The organism is Desulforhopalus sp. IMCC35007, assembly GCF_005116575.1.
Taxonomy (GTDB): Bacteria; Desulfobacterota; Desulfobulbia; order Desulfobulbales; family Desulfocapsaceae; genus Desulforhopalus_A.
The window spans coordinates 15755-40974 of the sequence record NZ_SWCN01000034.1 but is presented as its reverse complement, the minus strand read 5'-3'; the positions used below and the strand labels follow the sequence as shown (position 1 = coordinate 40974).

Genomic DNA, 25220 nt, shown 5'->3' with positions numbered 1-25220 from the left:
GCATAACTCAGGCTGCCACCGGAAGTCGTGCTATCGTTGATAGAGACATCGGCATTTAAAGTAACATCTTCGTCGGTGGTAAAGCTGTCATCTGCAGCAGAAAGATCAGTGACTGCAGTAATGGTTAAATCAACGGTCCGAATATCCGACTCACCGCTAGCACTATCGGTAACGGTATAGGTGAAACTATCAGATCCATTGAAATTGGCATCAGCGGTGTAGGTAAAAGTACCATCAGTGTTGAGGGATAAGGTTCCATTGGCTACATCACTGTCCAGAGCGTAGCTCAGGCTGCCACCGGAAGTCGTGCTATCGTTGATAGAGACATCGGCATTCAGGGTGACCTCTTCGTCAGTGGTAAAGCTGTCATCCTGGGCATTGAGATCTGTAATGGCGTTGATGGTAATATTGACGGTCCGAATATCAGACTCGCCACTGTCGCTATCGGTAACGGTATAGGTGAAACTGTCAGATCCATTGAAATTGGCATCAGCTGTGTAGCTAAAACTTCCATCACTATTAAGGGATAAGGTTCCATTGGCTACATCACTGTTAACCGCATAACTCAGGCTGCCACCGGAAGTCGTGCTGTCATTGATAGAGACATCGGCATTCAGGGTAACATCTTCGTCGGTGGTAAAACTGTCATCCTGGGCACTAAGATCTGTGATGGTGTTAATGGTTAGATCAACGCTCCGAATATCCGACTCACCGCTAGCACTATCGGTAACGGTATAGGTGAAACTATCATTGCCAGTGAAGTTTGCATCAGCGGTGTAGCTAAAAGTACCGTCACTATTAAGAGACAATGTTCCATTGGCTACATCACTGTTAACCGCATAACTCAGACTGCCACCGGAAGTCGTGCTGTCATTGATAGAGACATCGGCATTCAGAGTGACCTCTTCGTCAGTGGTAAAGCTGTCATCTGCAGCAGAAAGATCCGTTACGGAGGCGACGTTGATCACGACATTCTCGCTGTCGGTAAGTCCACCTCCATCGGTGGCGATGATCGCAAGCGAATCGGTACCGTTGTAATTCTCGCTACCTCGATAAGTCAACGTCGCGAGAGCTACATTTATCTGAGCCTGCGTACCGACGAGGGTCATCGTTGCCGAATCGTTGGCGCCAGCAGAAAGGGTCGTGCCCGAAAGCGTCACAATGACCGTTCCGTTGGTGACCGAAAGCTGAACCGAAGTCACGTTGGAGTCGGCGTCGTCGACTGAGATTCCTGTGACCGCCAGTGTCATGTCTTCATTGATGTTCTGAGCACCTGGGACCGTCAAGATCGGTGCATCATTGACCGCGGTCACGGTCAGGGTTAATAAGCCCGTATCGGTCAGATTACCATCGGTGACTGTGTAATTAACCGTATCCGTCCCGCTAAAATTGGAAGCGGAAATATAGGTATAGCTGCCGTCTTCAGCCAGAGTCAGTGTACCGCCCTGGGATGTGGTAAAGGTTCCGGCAATAACCGATAAACTATCGAGATCAAGGTCGGTGTCATTCGATACCAGACTAGCAACTGAGGTGTAAAGCACATCTTCGGTTACGGTTACGGCGTCATCGACGGCCACCGGCGCATCGTTGGTAGCGGTGATATTGATGGTACTGGTCGCGACATTGCTGGCTGTGGTGCCATCGTTGACGTTCCAACTTACCGTGCGAACAGTCACGTCGGGAGCATCCGAAGTGTTTTCGTAGGTGATCGATCGGAGTGCCGTTTGATATTCCTCAACAGTGGCAGAACCGTTCAGTGTGAGGGTACCAGTGGTGGCATTCCATGATCCGGTGATGCCGTTTTGGTTAGTGAAAGCGAGCACATCCTCGCTGCTGACGTGACCGCCCGTGATTGAGACGGTTGCGGATTCGAGGTTGGTGTCATCAACATCTGACAAGGAAATCCCTGTCAAGACTTTTGTGGCAGGATCGTTTTCGTTGTACTGGAGTGGCCCCACAACTGCAGGCAAACCGGATGCCAATGACGCGACAGCCTCTGCCGAAAGTGCGGTATCAAAGATCGCGATATTGTCCATCGCACCTTGAAACTGCGAATCGTCCAACCAGCTGCCGCTGCCGATGTAGTGTTCATCCCACTCGGAGTAGACAGGAACAGCGTCAACTACCATCGACCCCGCTGAGACACCGTCAATATAGACATCCAACTGACCACTCGCGTCAAGCGAGACCGCATAATGATGCCACTCACCTTCAATGTCTTTCAGCGCATCTGTAACGACTAAGGGTCCTGTCTGGGTTGACCCGTTATAGACAGTGACATGAAGGTCGTTAGGACTATAACCATCTCTACCCATCCAAATATTGTTGTTGTCAGACCCACCACCGAAATCGAAAACGGTTTCCCAGAAGCGAGCACCGTCGCCGGTATCAAACCGTACATCAGCAGCGAACGAAAATTCACCGGATGTTGCGACACCTGGAATCGAGCTGATACTAACCGGATGGGTCGAACTATTGTTGTCCCCGAAGGGGAAAAGCAAGCCAGCCGTACTGCCGGAAGCGCCATCCGAGGTACTGATGCTGGCTGGTGAATTGACGGTGATGTCCGGTGCACCACTAATGCCAGAAGCAACACCGCTTTCAAAGTCATAGCTTGCAACGGAATCAGAGACGCCAAGCGTTATAACTGGTGCATCGTTAACCGGATTGACAGTAATACTGACGACTGCGGTATCTGTTCCGCCATTGCCATCAGAAACTTCGTAAGTAAAGCTGTCAACGCCGTTAAAATCAGCATTTGGTGTATAGGTAAATGAACCATCGCTGTTGAGGATGAGCGATCCATTGCTAACATTTACAACTGGTGTGGTGTTGACTGTCAGCGTATCGCCATCAGCATCAAAGTCGTTGATCAGGATGCCTGGGGCCTGCACAGTCAGCGTGCCATCTTCATCTACGGTGAAATCACTCCAGGTCGCTCCACCATTGAGTAAACCATCATTCCCTTCGAGTGAACTATCTATTGCCGTCGTGCTTGATCCATCGTTGAGTAGCCAATAGCCTACAAGCCCGGTTTCGGAGCCGGTCAGAGTAGTATTCTGGTTAGCGCTGATCTCAGACTCAGTTCTGACCGTAGTCCAAACACGAACATCGGCGATCTGGCCATCGAAACGTTCATCCGTGTCATTTCCACGACCACCAATCATCAAATCATTATAGGCTGTGTAAACGTCTCCTATTGCACCCGCCTGGACAAAGGTGTCTACCAACACGCCGTTGATATAGGTATTGGCTTCACCGGCAACACCATCATAGGTTACAGCCACATGGGTCCATTCTCCAGAGGTGACAAAATACCCGGTGTTATGCCAGGTCCAATGATCCGGAGTTCCCACTTCAGCGATAGCGAAAATTATTTCGCCGGTATCTGCCGTAATGCCCAGCTCATATTCTCCTTCCTTGTTGATAATAAGCTGGGAGCCGGTAGCCCCAATGCTGGGATTGATCCAGGCTTCCATAGTCAAAGTATCTGACATAAATAAACTGGAATCATCCGCTATCTGGATATAATCATTAACGCCATCAAAGTTCAGGGAAGGTCGGTCGCTGACAGCAATAGGTGCATCGTTGACACTGACTGTGTTCAGATTCAAGACGGCGGTATCGGAACTGTAGGGCGTCGATCCACCGTTGGTTGATACATCCACCAGTGTCCCCACGGTTCCACTGGTTTGATCCCAACCGCGATAGGAAATTGACAGCGTGCCGCCATCGGTCGTACTTGGAGTAAACCTCGCCATGTCGGTGAGCCGCAACAACCTGGCACTGGTATCGCTGACACCAACAAGCGAGTGCCACGTCACCCCGCCATCGATACTGTACTCGAATGTTCCACTGGTCGCTGAATATCCCGTGACCGCAACACCTAGAATCGTATTGTCCACGTCTGTCAACCCTCCACCGGGGATGTCAGCAATCACCGTCGTGAATGTCGCTTCGTCTTCTACAAATTCGACGTTGGTTGGCGTGGTACTGACGGTCGGGGCGTCGTTGACTTTTGTCGGTGCTATATAACCCATAACCGTGTCGCTTGTGCCACCATCCCCATCGCTGACATAGGCAATAATGGTTCGCGTGGTTGTTGATGGATCTTCGGAAGTATTTTCATAGGTCAGATTGCGGAGCACAGCCTGGGCAATCGCAGCCGACGAATTTTCGTTGAATTTCACGATCAGGGCTGTACTACCAGTGACCGGCCCGTTAAATGTACCAACCGTGATACCACCATAGGAAATATCTACCCCACTGACACCGACCTCATCAGTCCCCGTTCCTTCATTGCGAATGGTCAGTCTATCTTCAGGGAGTCCGTTTGCCGATAACTGCACCGTGAGCTCACCACCATTAAAGTCTGCTGAATCGACATCAGTAATTACTGCAGTAATGCCCAGCAGAAAAGGTCCTGAATTTTCTGTGTAGGACAGCGTGCCGATACTCGAAGTCAATACAGGAGCATCGTTCCCCCCATTAACAGTGATGGTGATGGTTTCGCTGTCGGCCAGAGTGCCATCGGAGACGGTCACATCAAAGGTGTAGACACCAGGTCCCTGGACTTCGGTCGGCGTCCAGGTGAATACACCGGTGCTAGCGTCGATCGTGGCACCAGTGGGAACCGTGCCGCTCAGGCTGAAGGTGAGCGTGTTGGCAGGAACATCGACATCAGAGGCTGTAGCGGTAAATGTCAGTAGCGAACCCTCCTCTACAACCTGGTTGCCGATAGGTCCGAGGACTGGTGCGTCATTGACCGCAATAACAGATAATGCCGCGCCATTTGTTCCAAAACTATATGCTGAAGTACCACCGGAGACGGTTACATCAGCATGGTCGCCAGAGGCACCTTCCGTCTGGTCCCAAGCCTTATAATTCAATATACCCGAACTTCCAGTGTAATCATTTTTGGGTACAAACCTGAATCTGCTCACACCATCTCCCGGAAGCAGAAGTGCACCGCTGGTACTGACACTGCCGATATCGGACCAACTCACACCGTCAAGAGTGTACTGCCAGGTCCCATTAGTATCATCAACCGAGGTAATGGCAATACCGTTTGCGTCTCCTGAATCGACATCATTTGCCAGATCAGCATAGGCTGAAACCAGCATACCGGAATTGTTAACATCATCCTCGAGAATGTTCGTAAATGGGGATGAGGTACTCAGGCTTGGGGCGTCATTGACCGGGGTAACGTATATGACGGCCGCCTCGACCTGAGAGCTAAAGGCAGTACTACCCCCGGTACTGGATCGGTCCCCCAAAGTTCCGGCAGTACCAGAGGTTTGATCCCACGCAGAAAAAAGCACGGTCCCCAGATCGGAATTAAGTCCGTTTGGTACGAATCGTAGTCTGTCGGTGGCCCGCAGCAGGAATGCGCTTGTCTCAGAGACGGCGCCGACACTATTCCACCCTAAGCCGATATTGTATTCCCAAGTGCCATTACTATTCGTCAGTCCGGTAATCGCTATGCCTTCGAGCGCGCCTGGGTCAGGATCAGAGATTCGGCTGTCGCCACCATCACTGGCCAGGATGTCAGAGATGAGAGTGCCGCTATTACTGGTGGCATCTTCGGTAATTGTTGTAAGCGTTAGAAATCCACTACTATCGAGTTCAGGCGCATCGTTGACGTTGCTGAATGTGATGGTGGCCGCATTTGGGCCTTCCATATCAACGCCATCCCATGCAGTAATATCGTACGTCGGTGCAGCCTCCCCCCCGTCATGCACGAATACCACCAGGTTGTCATTTATGTCCTGCTGAGTAAACGATGTGATCGGTGTGCCCTGAGCGCTCCCATACGCAAAGTGTCCACCGGTGACATTCGATGCCGTGATCGTAACGGCGCTGGCCGGATGATCCACGTCACCGGCATAAATGTCCGCGCTGGTCAGGGTCACTGTTTGACTTTCACTAATCGTCAGAGAGTTTTCGTCAATCGCGGGTGTATCATTGACCGAGGTCACTGTGATATCACGCGTCGCTGCAACCCCGGTGTTGATTCCGTCATTGGCCGCAAAGCTGATCGTGCGCACCGATGTATCGGGGTCCTGACTCATATTCCAATATGTCACACTACGAAGCGCCGTTTCGTAATTGCTTACCGTTGCCGTACCGGCCAACGTCAGGATGCCGGTGCCGGAATCATAACTACCCGTGATACCCAACTGGTTCATGAAACCGAGGACATCTTCAGCAGAGACGAAGTTGCCGGTAATCTGCACAGTAGCACCCGACAAGTTCGTGCTATCCGGATCCGATAGACTCAAACCCGGATCAATTGCGGTGGCCCCGTCATTTTCGGTGTATAAAAGTGTCGTGCCTGTTGGCGTTATCTCCGGCGTATCGTTGACCGGGGTGACGGTAACTGTAAAGGTAGTTTCTACAAACAGCCCACCGGTATCCGTTGCTCTTACAGTGATGTCTGCCGCACCGTTCTGATTAGCTGCGGTGTTGAGGGTGAGTACACCTGACCCATTAATTGATGTTGAATCAAACAGCCCGGTGTTTGTATTTTTGGTGATCGAATAGACCAAGTCCTCGTCGGCGTCTTCAGCATCAGCGAAGTGCGGATAAAGGACGGTAGTCGAGATATAATCTTCGTTGAGACTGAAATCAGCGATACCGCTGGTGGTTGGTGCGGTATTCGTCGTGGTTCCACCGATTTTTGTTATAAACGCGTCCTTGCCACTACTGTAAGCGCTCTGAGGTGTACCCCAAGTGGCATCGCTTTCGCCGGCCACATATACCCCTCCACTGCCATCGACCGCAACCCCATAACCAACATCTCTGCCACTGCCGCCCAGAAAGCCATGTATGGTGAGGCTACCAGTGTTGATGTCGAACTCGGCTAAATAGCCCTCAGTGCCACTGCTGTACGTGCGCCAAGGCGTACCCCAGGTCACGTCGCTGGAACCAGTAAGATAGATGCTATCCCCTGACACCGCAATACCGTATCCGTAATCAACACCGGTGCCGCCCGCGAAGGTGTTCCAGCCAAGGTTGCCGTCACTGCTGACTTTCACCACGAGCGCGTCGCGGGAGCCACCACCATAACCCTGGATAGGTGTTCCCCAGGTCGTATCGCCGCGTCCTGTCAAGTAAAAATTACCACTGGTGTCGAGGGCACCCCCTTCGGCCACCTCATAGCCGCTGCCACCCATGAAGGTATGCCAGGTAAGGACGCCGCTGTTATTCAACTTCATCGCCAGGGCATCGAAACTACCACTGTAGGAGCGCACGGGCGTACCCCAAGTGGCGCTGCTGAACCCGGCCACGAAGATATTACCGCTGTCATCCACCTCGAGACCGTTGGCGCCGTCGGAGCCCGTGCCACCAAGAAAGGTATTCCAGACGAGTGTCCCACTGCTGTTCAGTTTCACGGTAAAGGCATCAGCTCCGGTGCTGAAGGCTCGTACTGGGCTGCCCCACGTCTCATTACTCGTACCTGAGATATAGATATTGCCACTGCTGTCAGTATCGATTCCATAGCCCCAATCATTTTCACCACTACCCAGGAAAGTGTTCCAGATGATTGCACCGCTGCTGTCCAACTTGGCTACGAAAGCATCCGCACCGCCACTGTATGCTCTTACGGGCGTACCCCAAGTGCCAGTACTCTGCCCGACAACGTAAATATTGCCGGTGGCGTCTACGTTCACGCCAAAGGCCTGCTCGTCTCCGCTTCCTCCGAGGAAGGTATTCCAAAGGAGATTGCCGTTTGTATCAAACTTAGTTACGTAGGCGTCATTGCCTCCTCCATAAGAGTGTACAGGTGTCCCCCAGGTGCTCGCGCTGTATCCGACAACATAAACATTACCACTGGCGTCTACAGCCAAAGACCTGGCGTCGTCGCCGACGTCGCCTCCCAGGAAGGTGTTCCAATCGACCTCAGCAAGGACACCCTGCCAATTCTGCTGGCCAAGTTCGCTTATAGCCACCTCTGTCTCAATGATGCCGCTCCTGTATTCCAGAACCCAGTCCCCGCCCAGCGAAGCAGCACCGGTTTTATCGTCGCTGGCAGCGACGTCGGCTCCGGTCAATTCGGAAATGTCCTTGAGAAGGTTGAGTCCTACATTGCTGGCGGCGATATCACAGCCGTAAAAGAGGATGTCCCCGGTTTCGGTCAGGGCATCGCTCCAGGCTCTGATGAAATCACTCTTTGTATTGCAACTGTCGTGATTCAACCAATCGGAACCGAGTGCAACAGCACCATCACTCCCATGGGTCATAAAATGAATGGCATCTAGATCGTTGTGCTCTGCAAGGATTTTGGTAACCTGGTCAATACCGTCCTGTTCGCCATCCAGGAGAATCACCTCGATGGAGCGATTATTGTTCTCTCCACCGATATTGGCGATCAGCTCTTCGTAGTCGCCGACATTATCGTTAACCAAAACCAGTTCTTTGGTGATTGTTGAATTGGAAGGTAGTGATATTGAACCTTCTTCAGCCAGTTCTGTTTGGGATTCGGTGGTTTTATCATTTGAATCAAGAGCTATATATTCCTGTTCAATACCTACTGTAGGCTCATCCTCTGGTGTACTCGAATTTCTCTGCTCGGTTTGATCTTCCTCACCAGCCTTGTTTTCAACGGTTTCAGGTTCTGTGGTCGTTGAGCCCTCGAACTCTTGAGGTTGGTCAACCGCGGCGGTATTTGTCCCTGTACCGTCTTCCAGCTCAGTTTCTATAGCAGGTACTTCGTTAATATCCTGCTCAACAGCTGCCACGGCCACAGCGTCCAATGCATCGGCAGAAAAGAGCAGACGAGGCTCCAGCTCTTCAAAAAGTATGGCTCTACTGTATCTTTTGGTCATGGTAGACTCGCAGAAAACAATTTACTGAGTAAGATGTACAGGAAGTGGCTCCAGATCTGAAACCTTTGCAACTTTATCTCCCTCATAAGTTCGAGAGCTACTATTTGGAGACGCTGTATTTTCTCCTCCAAGAAATCGCACAGTACATTTAAGACCACTGGGTAGTCGATAGTCTGGATTTGGCAGTTCAAGACGCACACCAAAGGTTCCACTTTTCGGATCAATAATCCGGTCAACGATGGCCACAGTCGAACTGTATTTTCCGTTTGGATCAGTTTCAGGAACAACCTCAGCCTTCATTCCCGGCTTTATTTTTCGAAACATCTCTGCGGGAAGGATTACTTCCACCCGCAGGGGATCCATCTGGGCAACTCTGAGCAAAGGCTGACTATCAACAAATTCGCCGGGCGAAACAAAACGTTCGACCACGATCCCGGAAATAGGGCTTTTAATGGTCCGTTGATGCAGCATAGCTTTGGCGCGTGCAAGATCCAAGTGAGCAAGCGACCTGTTTTCTTTGGCCTTTTGCAATTGCGCACGGGCAAATTTCACCTCGGCTGCTGCCTGGTCATATTTCTCCGCAGAAATAGCCTCACCAACAAACAGCTCTTGTACCCGTTTATGCATTAGCTCTGCGTAGGCAAGCTTTTCCTGCTGCAGTCTCAGTTCCCCTTCGACTGTTGCCATAACTTCAGCTCTATCCACAACCGCATTTTCTACTGAAGATTCGAGGAGAATAAGAGACTCTCCTTTTTGCACGGAAGAACTTCGTTGAACGTTGATCTGCGCCACCACCCCTTCCACCGGAGTACCAACGTTGATGAGTTCAAAGGGCTCTATCAATCCTTCGAATTCAGTGAGATCCTCTCCAAGAACCGGACTAGAGGCTATTACAAAAAACAGGGAAAAAAGGAAGACGGTAATGTGATGTATTCGATGTTGCATGTGCAGCAATGCTCCCAGGCTGATGTTTATTCTCTTTTACTCTTATCTGCCTTGCCAAGGAGCACTTATCAACTTTTTTTGGTTACTTGAAACCAACCGTGGAGGACGGTTGTGTTTCTCGGAAACGATCCCTGAAAGCGGCGATACGTTTCCCCACGAAATTCTTTAAAAAAGCAAGAATCTACACGTCACTAAAAAAGGCGGACTACCCCTGTTAACAAGGCAACCCGGCTATCCTTTTTCAGGACCCGTGGCTTTCCGTCCCCGCCTTACGACAGGTTTGGCTTTGTCTTTTTATTTCTTGAAGGTACTTATGCCGGCTTACCGTTCATCACCGGTGTTGGACACATCTGGACGCGCTGGTCCAGCTAAATACCAACAACACAATAGCTTTATGCAATAATCGGTCCATTTGGTATTGTTTTTAATTTAAATAATATCAATGAGTTGATCAATACAGCGTAAGCAGAAGTTGACTTCAGGAACTATTTTGTGTCTTGAATTACCATTTGGTAATAACGGCGAAGTAACTAGATATTTAGAAATACAGATTTTTTAAAAAATAGAGAGCAACTCATTTGTCAGAGAAAATGATCAGCGCATCATTCCATCCTGCCACTAAAAGCCAGCAACCTGCCGAGTTGTTCATCTACCTGCAGCAGATCGCGACGCATACGCAGGTAACGACGCTCCCTCGCAGATTGGGCTTGGCGCATGGCAAGAAATGCCAGACTTTGGAATTTACCTTCGGCCACTAAACGATTGAGAATTACCCGTAAAAAGTCGCTGAGGTGATGCGCAAGGAGTTCGTCGTCCAGCGAAAGAATTGATTCGTAGCTGCCGGGATCCCCCTGGCGTCCACAACGCCCATAGAGCTGACGATCAATGCGCTGTGCCTCGTTGCGCTCAGTGGAAATGACATGCAGCCCCCCTAGTTCCGCCACACCTCTACCGAGCGGAATATCTGTCCCCCGACCGGCCATATTTGTGGCCACAGTGACACAACCCTTTTCGCCTGCTCGACCGACAATTTCTGCTTCAGATTCGTCCTGACGCGCGTTAAGTACCTGGTGGACAATGCCAATTGAATGCAACAGTTTACTCAGATGTTCAGAATCTCCAACCGACCGGGTACCAACAAGTGTGGGACGACCTGATTGCTGCATCTTTTTGACATGACGCACCACAGCGGTCCATTTTTCTGTTTGATCTTGATATACATGATGCCCCACATCTTTTCGCCTGCTTGGCTTATTGGTAGGCACCCGTAATACCTGCAAACCATAGACAGACCACAATTCCCGATGAACTTCTCTTGCTGTTCCGGTCATTCCTGCCAGGCGAAGATAGCGCCGAAAAAAACGCTGGTAGGTTAAGCGGGCCAGGTGTTCCCGCTGCGCCGTAACTTCGCACCCTTCCTTGATTTCGATCATCTGGTGCAGGCCACGCTCCCAGGAACGGTCCGCCATGACCCTGCCGGTATTTTCGTCAACAATCATAACCTTATCGTCCTGGACAAGATAATGACGGTCACGCAGGTACAAAAATTCAGCGGAAAGAGCCTGGCAAACCAGTTCTTCCCTGCGCCTCATACCGCTCCAGATACCACCAAGGACTTTGGCAGCTTCCGCTAACCGTTTACTGCCTTCTTCACTCAACTGGGTCTGACGTTCTCTCTGATCGACTTCAAAATCCCTGCCTGCTTCAAGATTTTTTGCAAAAGCCATTGCCTGCAGGTAGGTCTCTTTTTCTTCAGAGCCCTCACTTTCCCGCGAAATTATAAGGGGCGTAATGGCTTCATCAATGAGCACACTATCCGCCTCATCAACAATAGCAAAACATAAGCCCCGCAAAAACAGGCGCTTGGCGCGGGCGTTACCGTCGTGGACTTTTTCAAGCTGCAGCCGCATTCGACCGTGATCGTTACCAAGTAAAATACGATCTCGAAGATAATCAAAGGCCAGTTGCTTGTTGGTACAGTAGGTGATATCACAACCGTAGCCGCTGCGCCTGGCCACTTCATCCATAGTAGCGGTAACTGCTCCTATGCTGAGGCCGAGCGCCTGATAGACCGGGCTCATTACCTTGGCATCACGGCTCACAAGATAATCGTTGACAGTGATAATATGCACCGGAATACCTGCCAGTGCGGCAGTAGCCGCGGCAAGAACTGCTGTAAGAGTTTTGCCCTCTCCAGTCTCCATCTCGGCCAGACCACCGTGAACCATGATCCAGCCACCCATCAACTGGCTGTCGAAATGGCGCATGTTAATGGTTCGGCCAGCTATTTCCCGCACCAGGGCAAAAGCCTGGCTTGTAAGATTTTCAGTCAGTCCCCGTTGATGAAGCTGCCTTCGAATTTCCCTTGTTTTTGCACGCATTCCCTCATCATCCAACTTTTCAAAGAGGTGACTATGGTGATGAATCCTCCCCACGATCTTATCCATCTTTCGCCTGGAAATTGCACCGCTTTTTACAACCCCAGCCAGAGAATGAACTGCCTTTTGCAGCCAACCGGAAGAATTTTGAGGACGCTCAGGATAATACCCACCTGCTATACCAGGCCGAAGCTGTGCTGCTTCTGGTGAAAACCGCTCATTAAACATGGAATTGACGCAGAAAGAGCTTTCTGAGAGAACGATACCATTGCAGGGCGACCGGTTCATAACCGTGGTCAAAGAGCGCGTATGCCCGTTCGCCGATCCGAATATCCTGTTTTTTCAAGGGCAGCCTGATTTCAAGCTGAAAGGTCTTTGTCATTGTTTGCAAGCCGTTTGGGTCAGCGGGATTAACCGGAATCTTTCCACCTCCGGCAGTACCGAGGACAGGGCTTGGAAGATGATCGCTTGCCGCCGGGACTTCTCTTGTGATTGTCGTTGTATATGTTTTGCCGAGATTCCCGGCAAGTCGCAGCTCAACACTCTTGGTTTTCTCCCGCACCAGGGAAATATCAGACTGACTGACAGCGACCACCACGTTCGACTCGGCTGCCCCCATGATATAACCTAAAAGAGCACCCTGCTCCACAAAATGTCCTTGAAGATTCTCGCCACCTGGCAGAACAAAAAGGCCCTTGCCTGGGCTTTTTACGACCAACTCATTCTTGCGTTCCAGGACCCGGGCAAGATCAGCCTTAACCGAACCTACCTCTTCTTTGAGGATTTCACGCTGCACTCTTTCCTGAAGTGGTTCACCATTGTATCGTGCCTGGGCTTCCTGAAGGTTAGCCTCAAGCACCTGAACCTCTGCCTCAAGAAAGGGGTCTTCACAGCGGACCAGCGGTTGTCCACTTTCCACTACGCTGTCGTTTTGCGCCAGGACTTCCGCAATAAAACAATCCGTACCAACACGGATACGAGAGTTTTCGGGCAACGAAACGACTCCTTCTATCTTCGTCCTAAGAGGTATCGGCACCCCAAAAAACAGGATAGCCGCCACAGTGGTGGTCACTATAGATGCAGTGATAAAACGCGTTCGTTTGCGGCGCCCCCGGACAGAAGTATAAAAACCATAGCTATGCTTTATCACAGGGAGCAAAATCTGAGTGAAGATTGCCCAGATCGCAATGAGGATCCCAACGATGAAAAACTTGCTGCTGACAAAAAGAGTAAGTGCAGCCAACACAAATAAGCGATAGAAAAAAGCGGCGATACCGTAGCAGACAAACCAGGGACGTTCTCCAGCGGCAGTCACCGGTGACACGGAATCTTCACTATTAAAAAGGTATCGCTGCAGCAGGTAACCGAGATACCGGGTTGAGCGCTGAGAAAGATTTGGGATTTCAATCCAGTCCGCAAGGACATAATAGCCGTCAAAGCGAAGCAGAGGATTGCCGTTAAAGAGCAGGGTGGATACGCCGCCAACCAGCATTACGTTATAGGCAATTGCACTGACTCGCCCCGACTCAACATTCAACCAGAGAAACAGGGCCAGGGAGGCGACAAACAACTCCACGCCCATACCGACTGCAGCTACCCCCATGCGTTTACGTTTATCCGGGAAGGCACCAGAGGCGGACGCTTCAACATAAGGAATTGGGGTAAAAGCAAGCAGCATGATACCCATCTCGTGCACTTCACCACCCCAAATACGGATGAGAAAAGCATGACCTAGCTCGTGCAGTAACTTCACGAGCGGATACACCAGCCAGAGGATAAGCAGGTTTTCAGGCTTCAACACCCGGTCAGCCATGTTGCTGGTTAATTCGGGCCAGTGGATAACCGCAAGGACGAACGCCGACCCGACAATAAGAAACCACAGCAGGAGCATAGCCGAACTCACAAACGGCTGAACAAAACCCATCCATTTAACGAGAAAGTGATCAGGATCAACCAGGGGGAACCTCAGGGCAAGCGGGTTCAACAGTCGCTGTTTCCACTTACCGCGCTGTTTGTCCTGACGTTCAAAAAGCTCAAGGGTATCAGAAGGGATATCGCTTTGCAGGACGTCGGCCGAATGAAGTTGCCCGAGAAGACGGATAATTTCATCTTGGGTGGGGACCTCATCACCAAGCGTCTCAGCCGCCGTATTCCAGATCTCCTGAAGAGTCTTCACCCCGTCCATCAGGCCGATGATAACGTAGGCACTCCTGTTAAACCTGTGCTGACGACTCGACGAAGGGTCCTGCAGAATATACCAGCTCTGGTTGCGATAGATATGCCGATAGAGCCGAACATGACTGCGTAAACGCGGTATTATCTCAGCCACCCGGTACCAGTATGTACTGTAGAGAGACATGTATGTTATCTTTTCCCTATTACCATGATGCTATTATGGCCGAAGCGACCAGAAGGTCAAGCGCCACCAGTCGACGAGCTTATGCGTCCATATCCACAACAATTTTCGACGGTCAATATTGACTTTAGCAACACCTTCCATACCGGGACGAAGCAGGTCGGAGTTTTCTTGTATCTTTGCTTCCACCTGAAAAAAATTACGCCCCTCTTCCGCAACAGATACAGGGGTGACTTGTTCTACGATGAAAGGGAGTGGTTTTCCCGGCATCCCGGAAAGAACCAGCGTGCCGGGTTGCCCCTCTTTCAGATAGCCGATATCACGTTCATCTATCTCAACAATGACCCGGTAAGCAATCAGAGGAGCTACGACAAACAATACCTCGCCCCGTTCTACGGGCGACCCAAGAACCTGGCTGAGATCACCACTGACAACGATGCCGTCAAAAGGGGCTGTAAACTGAGTGCGATTGAGCTGCTCACCCACCAGATTCAGCTGGGCTCTAGACTGTAATATTCTAGCGCTGATGATACTCACCCTCGCGCGGTCGTGTTCGGCAAGGGCGTCTCTATATTCTCTTTGCTGCTGTTCCAGTTGACTCGACCATTTTCGATACTCCAGCTTGAGATCTTTATCATCAAGTGCTCCGAGAATGTCTCCGCTTTGGAAAACATCTCCGGGCCGTACATTGGTGCTGGCAATATACCCTGCCTGTGGAGCCGCCATCACCCGTTGCGTCCTGGCCTCAAGCCGTGCGTCACCGGTGACCCGATAATCGGCGGAGGTGAGCGACAAAAAAGCCATACCAAAAAGAGTGGCGGCAACAGTGAGCTTTCGACCTATATGACCAGGACCTATGAGCTTGCCCAACGAACCTGTAACTGCATTGTATATTTTCTGTGGCAGCCATTGTTCGTCACGATAGCGTACATCAAGAACAGGACCGATCATTGATACGATATGCTGAAACTGTTCTTGCGTCGCAAGGTCAAAAGGCCTGTCAGACGGTCTCTCTGCCAGGACTGCACCTACAATTTTTCCACCCACGGCAAAAGGAACAGTTAAAATCGTGCCAATCCTGTGCTCTTCAACAAGAACAGCATGACAACGTGTAAGATAAACATCCTCGGTTGTCCCAGAAGGATAGATAATGGTACTGTTCTGTTCCGAGGCCTCGTACATAGCCTCTCCAAGGTCGCGGATAAGGTTTGACCTGCTGTCAAATCTTCCACTGTGTGAGACGGCCTCAATCTTTGCACCCTGACCGTGGAGAAAGCCAATGCTGACACGGTCACAGGAGAGTCGACGTGTGAGATCTGTCATCACATCTGTGGCGGCTGCCTGAAACCTTTCATGTTCCAGACAGGATGCCACAAGCTCAACAATAGTGACCAGTTGATTTTTCTCGGCTGAAGATTGCTGTTTAACAATGAACTCAAACCAGCAGGCAGCCCCCTCTATCAGCTGCATGGCGGCCTGCTGCCTTGCAACTACCCGACTGGACATCTGAATAACCAGTGCACCATAAAGCTGGCCATCAAAAAACAGCGGGTATGCAATCGTGTCAAAGGGCTCGCCGGTCTCTGTACCCGTACCCTTATTCTGTATCAAGACACATTTGCCATGGGATTGAGCGGTTTTTGCCATTCGCGCGAAACCCTGAAAATCGGTCAGATTTTCAGGCCAGAATGCTGTTGGAGTATAGGTTTCTGTGTCTGACACATTAACCAGCACAACGGCACTGCTGATACCGTGCAGCATTCCGCACAACTTTAAAAGCCAATTTTGGGTGAGTCGATCCATGTAACAGTTGTTAACTTTATGATCACTTAGAACGGATTATTAAAAAAGGATCCAATCTTTTACGTTACTGACTTGCAACATGTATTCTAGCACCACAGATCATTGTTACCAAAGATATTATCCTAAAACTGGTAAATACTGATTCACAACACATTCCAGGACCAAAGAACATTCCACAAAAAACCCGTGAATACAACCACATAATGGCAGCATCATCTCTAGTGCAACCCTGACATAAATTATGTTACTTTTTCCTCTCTCGTGAAAAGGGCGACGGAATAAAGCCCCATGTCTCCCTCCATGTGCGCCACAAACCAGACACACATGAAGGGCTTTAGTCGGTTGGTCCCCATGGATTTTACCAGCCGGAAGTGAACAATCAGCTCCTGACAGCACGACCTGTCATCTCTGGCACTTCAATCCCAAGAGTGGTCATAATCTCAGCGTAGGCTGCTGCAACCTCATCCTTTAGTTCACGGATATTTGCCCCATCCCCTTCAATTTCGAGACAGGCATCAGAAGCTAAAGAACCTCGAATAAGGCAGGCACAGTGAAGAATTTCCGGTCTCGTGCATCTCCTGATAGAATCAAAGCCGCCAAAAGAAATCCAGTGGGGATGTGTCGCATCCATTTGCTGAATACACTCTATCCAGGAAAGATGTTGAGGCAAATCGACCCTCACCCGCAAATACACCTTATTGTCTTTTATCACTTCCAGAACATCTGCCATTCCAGGCATTAACCGCTGAGCTGCATTTTGGGGAGCTGACTGAGTCAGTAGCCGCGCTTTATCTGCAAAGAATGGGGCCAGCCTGAAATCCTCTGCAGGTTTGGAGGCAAGTGACACCAGAACGTAGACGATACCGCTTGCTCCCATGGCAACAATCACACCATGACTGGTCAGAAGAGGATGCAGGGTCTCCAGATACGGCGGTGCTCCTGGCACTGTCCATAATAGATCTAAAATCACCAGCGTACATTGCAGAACAAAACCGGTCAGCATAGAAGCAGTTGCACCAGATCCGGTTCCACGACGCCAGAACAAACCGCCCATCAGGACAAAGAAATATGAGGCACTTGCAATAAAGGTCGCGATATGAATGGCATCGATAATGGAATGGATGAAAAAGGAACCAAGAGTCGCACAAAAAATGATAAACAATACGCTGAGCCGGTTAACTGTCAGCATCTGCCGCATTGATGCTGCCGGATTTATTCGACGCTGATAAATATCTCTGGCAATACACGATGCTCCCGAGGCGGCAAAGGTATCCGTACATGACATTGCTGCAGAAGCAAGGGCCACGGCAAAAAGAGCCACGGCCAGATCAGAATATCCACCATCCATGATAAAGTTTAAAAGAGCGGGTTCGGCTTTTGCCATCCCCATGGGAAACCCCATCCTGGCAATTTCAGGATAGATAAACTGCAGGCCAAGGGCAATGAAAGCACATCCAGCAAATACCAGGGCGACTAAAAGTGCCCCTAGAACAAAACCTGTTTGAGCTGACTTCTGCCCCCGCGCAGCCCATATTTTCTGCCAGGGATCCTGCTCTGTTACCCAGCCGGGAATAATTGCAAAACAGAAAATCAACACCATCGGCAAACCGATGGACATTGGATTCCACCAGGAGCTCTCCATTGCCATTGCCATTTGCCCGAGCCCCATTCCGGAAACAGTTCCCGCACCTGAAAGAACCAAAACAGACATGATCAAAACAAAGAACGAGAGACAGAGGAACTGGATCACATCGGTTGCAAGAACGGCTGAAAAGCCGCCCATTGTGACATAAACTGCTACGGAAAAGCCTACGATCAAAGCTGCCTGCAAATTGCTGATGCCATAAAAAATCTGCAAAACCATGGCAAAACCCTTGATATCTGCCACAGCAAAAAGAATCATCACAACGATGATAATCAAAGCCACCGGGGTACGTAAAAAGGAGCCGTATCTGATCTCCAGTAACTCAGGTTGAGTCATGGCAGGAATGGACTGGATCTTATGCACCAGTAGTGCAATGACCAGTAAAGCGATGACGTTGGGGGCGACAAACCCCCAGATAGAACCCATCCCAAGTAACATGAAAAAACCGACAACAGCAAGCAAGGCCCCGGCTGTCAGCCAGGAAGCGGCTGCCGAAAAACCAACAGAAAAGGCACCGGCCCGCTTGCCGGCCAGCAGAAACTCTCGAATTGAGGTCTGCCGCTTATTAAAATAATAACCGGTTCCAATCAGCAGCAGGATATAACCTGAAAGCAACATCATAAAAATGGGATACCCGTCCATACACCCTCCAGACAATCTGCGGTCTGGCTGCACGTCTCCAGCCTCCCGCACACTGTACAATGATGTGCGGTCCAGCTGTAACCGAACCGACACGTGTCAGCTCGGGGGTTTACCATCTCTCCGAGAAAATTATTGCTTGGCTGGCAGATATTCTGACTCGTGAATCAACCTACTTACCGTGTCTTCCCATGCTGTTTCGAAGAATTTTTATACAGCACAGTGACCTGTTACGGTGTTCGTCCTCACACACAGCGGCGGGTCCGTCCCGGAATCGCACCGGGTTCCCTGCGGCCTCCTGTTTTTTAGTAAAAACAAGAAACACGGATCCATAGATAGGATCACCAACAAGCTTTACCTGAAATGAACGTCGAAAGTATGATTCTTTTCGACATCACTATCATCTATTGTAGATGCATAAAGCTGTCAAGTCCCTACGATACAGGATACCTGTATAATGTGTTTTTTGTCCTTCCCCGTGAGGCTTGCCTGTTTATAGTAGAAGGAGGTTATTACGTTTGCAGGAAGGAGCTCTCTAACCCCATACCTGGAGTGTATTATGGATACAACATCGACTGACAGCTACAAGGGCTGGAAAATAACGGTCACTTCAAAAGCAAACATGTGTGCTCAGTTCAGTTTCGATATCACTGATCCAACCGGAAAGACACAACATGTTAAAATGGGCGGTGAAAATGAACAACGAGCCTTTGAAAGAGCAAGAGAAATGATTGATATGGAGATAGCCTTTGCAGGTGAGGAGTGATCAGCTTTCCAGCTCTCCACATCTTCAAAATGTTAGATTTATCTCCCGTATTTTTATAGACAGCTGTGTTCTGACCATTTTGCAGACTGTGCAGAATCCTTGAACTCGACTGACCAAAACCACCCACCTGGTGGTTTTCCTCCTCCTATCATGCCTGATACAGTGAATCTGCAATATCGGTGTATTCACAGCGTATGTTTTCTTTTGCCAGAATACTTCTAATGTTGAGCAGCTGATCTGCTGCATGTATTGGTATCTCAGCCCCGCCTTTGACCTGGCTGAGCTGATATCCCGCGGACACGAGAAGGGCCGCAGCACTATCATACTCATCTACAACAAAACCCATCACACTAAAGTCACACATATAATTATCAGGTAATTCCAGATTATCCAGGTAATTTGCCCTGTAAGTCGGATCACTTGCACAGAGTACAATTTTGTTCATTGGCGTCCTCCAGTATTATTAGCATTACGATTCGTCACCTTTATACTTGTTCACAGTCAATTATATGCATTTTCCAGGGAGAGAACATACCAAAAACAGGACACCATTCCCAATGCACGAGAAGATGGTTGTCTCCCCCGGCAGGGCTAATGAAAAAAAACTCATTTCAGTTGTGAGATATTTCCTATCTTAAGGAAAGTAATGGAGATACAGCTCAATACAGCGGGAACATATCCAGTTTTTTATTCAGATGAAATTGTAACTTCATTTTGTCGGGCAACTTGTTGAAGAGTCAAAAAGGTGTCATTATCAAGAGAGATCTCTCCTAAAGGATAGTTCAGGCCAATATTATTATATTTCTGTGCACCAAACCGATGGTATGCCAGGAGTTCAAATTCTACATTTTTGCCTTTGAGGAAATCCACAATTGCCTGGATATCTTTTTTACTGTCATTAAATCCGGGCACTACCGGGGTACGAACACGAATGGGGAGTTTTGGATACATTTCACGCAATTCAATAAAATTATGAAGGATCCGTTCATTACCAGAACCGGTGAACTCCTTATGTTTTCGTGAGTCCATTGATTTTAAATCGAACATTATCATATTGCAGTATCTGCTCGCCTCAAGCAGGTCTTCAGTTTTTACATTCCCACAAGTCTCAATAGCACTTTTTATATAACGGAGTCTGGCCTCTTTCAACAGGGCAATGGCAAATTTGGCCTGGGCGAGAGGCTCACCACCGCTCAGGGTCAAACCTCCACCTGAACGTGCATAAAAGGAAGCATCTTTTTCAACCTGGTCGATAACTTCTCTGACGCTCTTTTCTTCCCCGTAGGTAATCAGCGCTTCAGCCGGACACACTTCCGTACAGGCAAGACAGGCGGTGCAGTTCTCCCAAAGAACTTTGATTTTATCATTATCCCCCCAGACGAGGGCACCAGCCGTACACACTTTTTGGCAATTATCACATTGAAACAGTGTAATACATTTTTTCTCGTTATATGCCAGTTGTGGCTTGAATCCCTGTGACTCCGGATTACTGCACCATACGCAAGAAAGAGGACAGCCTTTAAGAAAGACTACAGTTCGTATACCTGGCCCGTCGTGGACAGAGTATTTCTGTATATTAAACACAATACCTTTTATAGATGAAATTGCTGTATTCGTCATCGTTACGACCAGGGCTGAGTGTGAGTAATGAAAAAGCCCACCGTGTACATCAGGCGGGCTCATACTTTTACAGTATCAGACCTTATACTGTCAATCACACCCGAAATTTCTCATGTCTCTTTTCTTTGATCCAGAACTTCTCTGACCATCTTTGCCATTTCCAACGATCCCACCGGCTTCATCAGCAATCCCTGGGCTCCTATAGCACTGGCTCTCTCGGGTGTCATTGTTTCGCTAAAACCGGTACAAATAATAATTCCCATGGTGGAATTTACTTCTCTCACCTTCCTGGTGAGCCTGTCGCCAGTAATTCCCGGCATGGTCAAATCCGTAATGAGAAGGTCATACCTGTCAGGGTTTAAGAGTATTTCCTGCAGAGCTTCAAGGCTTTTCTCCTTCATTTCTACCGTATAGCCATAACGTTCAAGAAGTCTCTTTTCCATTCTCAAAACAGAAATATCGTCATCTACCAGCAATATTGTCTCCGTTCCCTCAAACTCACGGAGTTCCCTCAAGGCAGGGTGGAGTCGCAATTCATGTTCTACCGCTGGCAGATACACACTAAAGCGCGCCCCCCTGCCAGGACGCCCCTCAACATTGATTTCACCCTTGTAATTTTTGACGATACCATAGACCACAGAAAGACCAAGGCCGGTTCCCTTGCCAAGTGGCTTGGTGGAATAATAAGGATTAAAGATTTTATCAATAGACGCATCACTTATTCCTTCACCACTATCTTCAACAACAAGCACCACATAAGGGCCCGGGGAAAGGTCCAGCCCTGCCGCGACAACAGTATCTTTTGTTATATCAACATTCTGCAACGATACGGTAAGAACGCCACCCTCCGCTTCCATTGCATGAAAGGCATTGGTCAACAGGTTCATGGCGACCTGATGAATCTGCGTCGGATCAGCCATAATCATATGGCTATCCGGGTCAATATCATGATGCACCTTAATCGTTGACGGCAGGGTTGCTTCAACGAGATCAACAACCTCTTTAATAACCTGATTCGTTTTCAGAGGTCTGACTTCCTGTTCATTCTGCCGGCTAAAGGTGAGTATCTGCTTCACCAGTTCTTTTGCTCTATGGGCTGCAAGCAGTACCTGTTGGATACTTTCCCACATTGGGCTTTCTTTGGGAATATCATCCTTTAGAAATTCGGCATAGCCGATAATGGGCGTAAGAATATTGTTAAAATCGTGAGCTATACCTCCCGCAAGAGAGCCTATCGCTTCATTTTTCTGCAGTTGCCGAAGCCTTTGGTCCATTTCAATGCGTTCTTTTTCGTAGTCATTTCTATGGATGGCCAGGGCATAGACCTCGGCAACCCTCTGGACTGCAAAGAAATCACTTTCCTGATAGCCCTTTTCCGAATTGGCAAGCGCAATCATTCCAAGAAGCCTGTCTCCCATCATCACAGGTACCGCCAGATAATTTCTGATTGCGACATGCCCTTCCGGAACACCGACAGAATGGGGATGTGTTTCTGGAGAATTGGTATACATGGGCTGCCTGCTGTTTAAGACACTGCCCCAGAGCCCCCGATATTTTCCATCCTCACCAATGGAAAAAACAGTTTTCTGGTCTCTGATCTGACACTGATCGCCACCCATATCCGTGAGTATGTGGCCGACATTTTCCAGGGTCTTCTGATCTATGGATGAGACAAAACCATGTCTGCTTCCGGTGAGTGCTAAAACCGCCTTCAATGCTCTCAGAGAAACCGTTTCGATATCATAGACTTCAGAAAGCAACTCCGTGGAAATTGCAGCAACTTCTCTATTGAGCTCCACATCTTGCTTCAACAGCGCTTCCGCTGTTTTTTGTGCTGTTATATCCTGGGAATAGACAGCCACCCGGTTAACCTTCCCCTCAACATCAAAGAGCGGATAGACTGTGTGGTAAAACATTACTCCCTCCCGCACGTCGGAAAACGTCAGAGGTTCTTTTGTTTCTGCAACCTGTTCAACCTTTTGCCTTCTCTGCTGGGCTAGCTCCGGAGAAAAAAGATCATAGGCGCATTTACCAATAAGCTCCTCTGGCGTTTTACCATATCGCGCAGCCGTCACCTTGTTCATGGCAATAAAAATACCATCAAGATTTAACAGAAATAAAGATTCGCTATTGGCGTTTAATAAGGCAATAGCCATTTCATTACTCTGCCTGAGCTCTTCCTCGATTTTTTTTCTCTCTGAAATGTCAATCGCCACAACTACCGTTCCAACAAACATGCCGGATGCATTGGCAAGTGGGTGAACAGAGAGTAAAGCAGAGAACTCAACTCCTGATTTTCTCAGCAGAATCGACTCCTTGGAAACTCCAGCACCAGTTTTACATATTTCTTCCTGAGATGCTGAGAATTCATCCTTCCCCCCAGCAGGGTAAAGCAGGCTCAACGGATGACCTAGGACCTCCTCTGCAGGATAACCAAAGACCTTCTCTGCCCCGGGACTAAAACTCTCTATCTTTGTTGTATCCCCTTTAAAATCAGTTGTGATAAAAGCAACATTTTCTGCTGCCCCAAATACAGTCCGCAGCTGGTTCTCGCTTTCCTGCAGAGCCCGTTGACTGGCAACCCTTTTACTGTCCACTTTCTGCAGAACGCTGAATGCAGAAAAAATACCACCAAGCCCTACGAGGAGAATCGCCAGATGGGCATACGCCACACCAGAAGTATACCTGTCTGCAATAGCGTTATACTTTGCCATCGGAACCGTTGCACTTAAACCACCACTGACATCACCAACCTTGTAATTCTGCCCTCCATGGCAACGCAGACAGCCCGGCTCTATAATCATTGGCCGCATGACTCTAAGAACCTCTTCCTCACCCACTTTAACCAGTGCACTCTCCTCGGTACTTCCATTCCCAAAGCTTTTAAGTGCCTGTACTTCCCACGCATCGGGCTGATTTTCCGGACGTAGAGGGTTCAGACTAGTCAGGTGCCCCTGAATGTCATATAGCTGCTCACCCAGTTCAAACACCTGCCGGGTCATGTATGCAGGATTGAATAACGTTAATTGTTTGCCGGAAGGGGTCTCGATGTCTCTTTCTTTTATATGGATCAGATAGGGATTGGCAGGATTTTTCTCCGAAACAGGCACATAAATTCCGCCATGGCCTGCCACCCAGCGTCTGTACAAGATATCCTTATCAAGACTCGTGCGGGCTTCAGTGGCGGCCAGTTCCTGAATCGATTCTCTGTGATTATTAAGGTTCCACCACAACGAAGTACCTATGGCTAGACACCAGAAGATCCCTAAAATTAGTCCAGATCTCAGGATTGTAGAGTAAAATACACTACGATTAAACAGGTTGTTTTCCATGAGGTTTCCGTGTTAAAAATTTCAAGGCAGGTCAAAACCCTCTAAGCTGCCGGTCAATGCACATACTCAACAGACGGGATCTACACACTCTGTATGTTACAGCCATTATACATTATTATATGATAAGAGAAAAAAGGACACAAATTCCTTATGAGCCTCCTTCGTAAAGAACCCATGACAACGTCGCCCCCGAACGAGGAACTGCGATATTTTTTGTCAGCAACAACCCGACAGGCACCCTGCAAATTAAAAACTCAGGCCTGTGGAACAATCCGAAAGGCAGATTTGAAACAGCCGGATACCCTGGTATTATTTACCTGGGAAACGGATCCCCGCAGGCAATACACTCAAGCATAGACGAGGAGGCTGTCCCAGATACTGTTGCCGTGGATGTGGACGGTGGTAGCAAAATAGGCCTTGCCGAAATTATGTAGGCCCATCAGGCGGCTACTGGAGGACACTCGGTAGAATTTACCGATTATGTGAGGAAAAAGCTGACATAAATTTTGATCACAAAACGGATCTCAAAGATGCGGTGGCTGGCCTGGAGATGCTCACCGGCAGCCCATGAGCCTCTGACGTCGGCAATAAAAAGGACCTGAGGCCTGTCCCCATCAGCTCAACACAATCTACCAAACAGGTATTTGATATACTATATTCTGTAAATATCTAAAATTTCAGGAAAGACTGGAACTGCCCTTACTCGGGAGTTCGGCTATTGCCCTGTCGAGCTCTCTGAGAAGATCTGCAAGATAATTTTCCGTACTCATTAAAAGGAGTCGGGCGCTGTAACTCTCTGGATTTTTGACAAAATTCTCTTGAGACTCCCGTAAAACCACCTGGGTTTCTTCTATCTGCTTTCTGATTGTGTCAATATGATTCATATTCGCATCTACTGTTAACGTATG

General features: G+C 49.0%; 11 protein-coding genes and 2 riboswitches. Of the genes, 1 reads left to right on the top strand and 10 read right to left on the bottom strand.

The window, feature by feature from the left end:
• The 6 genes from FCL48_RS22655 to FCL48_RS22630 all read right to left on the bottom strand — a co-directional run.
• A partial coding sequence (locus FCL48_RS22655) for a tandem-95 repeat protein (RefSeq protein ID WP_136875994.1) occupies positions 1–8828 on the bottom strand: 8828 nt, incomplete at its 3' end.
• A gap of 21 nt (positions 8829–8849) precedes the next feature.
• The gene (locus FCL48_RS22650; RefSeq protein ID WP_136875992.1) at positions 8850–9773 is read right to left on the bottom strand and encodes an efflux RND transporter periplasmic adaptor subunit; all 924 of its coding nucleotides are present in this window, start codon (positions 9771–9773) and stop codon (positions 8850–8852) included.
• 218 nt (positions 9774–9991) lie between these two features.
• Positions 9992–10068: riboswitch (cyclic di-GMP riboswitch) on the bottom strand.
• A gap of 307 nt (positions 10069–10375) precedes the next feature.
• Positions 10376–12379, bottom strand: coding sequence for a preprotein translocase subunit SecA (locus tag FCL48_RS22645; RefSeq protein WP_136875990.1), 2004 nt, complete (start codon positions 12377–12379; stop codon positions 10376–10378).
• The gene (locus FCL48_RS22640; RefSeq protein ID WP_136875988.1) at positions 12372–14510 is read right to left on the bottom strand and encodes a hypothetical protein; all 2139 of its coding nucleotides are present in this window, start codon (positions 14508–14510) and stop codon (positions 12372–12374) included. The genes FCL48_RS22645 and FCL48_RS22640 overlap by 8 nt, the downstream gene beginning before the upstream one ends.
• Before the next feature lie 33 nt (positions 14511–14543).
• Positions 14544–16310 carry an HlyD family efflux transporter periplasmic adaptor subunit gene (locus FCL48_RS22635; RefSeq protein ID WP_136875986.1) on the bottom strand — a complete coding sequence of 589 codons (1767 nt, stop codon included), beginning with the start codon at positions 16308–16310 and terminating at the stop codon, positions 14544–14546.
• Positions 16311–16689: 379 nt separating this feature from the next.
• On the bottom strand, positions 16690–18597 hold the full coding sequence (locus FCL48_RS22630; RefSeq protein ID WP_136875984.1) for a sodium:solute symporter: 1908 nt from the start codon (positions 18595–18597) through the stop codon (positions 16690–16692).
• Positions 18598–18721: 124 nt separating this feature from the next.
• Positions 18722–18929: riboswitch (cobalamin riboswitch) on the bottom strand.
• A 224-nt stretch (positions 18930–19153) separates the two neighbouring features.
• Between FCL48_RS22630 and FCL48_RS22625 the strand changes: the two genes are divergently transcribed.
• Complete coding sequence (locus FCL48_RS22625; protein WP_136875982.1) at positions 19154–19360, top strand: hypothetical protein; 207 nt, start codon at positions 19154–19156, stop codon at positions 19358–19360.
• Between the two features lie 148 nt (positions 19361–19508).
• Here the strand turns inward: FCL48_RS22625 and FCL48_RS22620 are convergent, their stop codons facing one another.
• From FCL48_RS22620 to FCL48_RS22605, 4 genes are all read right to left on the bottom strand, one after another.
• Positions 19509–19805, bottom strand: coding sequence for a hypothetical protein (locus FCL48_RS22620; protein ID WP_136875980.1), 297 nt, complete (start codon positions 19803–19805; stop codon positions 19509–19511).
• Between the two features lie 242 nt (positions 19806–20047).
• Positions 20048–20980 (bottom strand): glycyl-radical enzyme activating protein, encoded by a 933-nt coding sequence (locus FCL48_RS22615; protein WP_136875978.1) that lies wholly within the window; start codon positions 20978–20980, stop codon positions 20048–20050.
• Between the two features lie 110 nt (positions 20981–21090).
• Complete coding sequence (locus FCL48_RS22610) at positions 21091–24312, bottom strand: PAS domain-containing protein (RefSeq protein ID WP_136875976.1); 3222 nt, start codon at positions 24310–24312, stop codon at positions 21091–21093.
• A 677-nt stretch (positions 24313–24989) separates the two neighbouring features.
• Complete coding sequence (locus FCL48_RS22605) at positions 24990–25196, bottom strand: hypothetical protein (RefSeq protein WP_136875974.1); 207 nt, start codon at positions 25194–25196, stop codon at positions 24990–24992.
• Between the last annotated feature and the right edge of the window lie 24 nt (positions 25197–25220).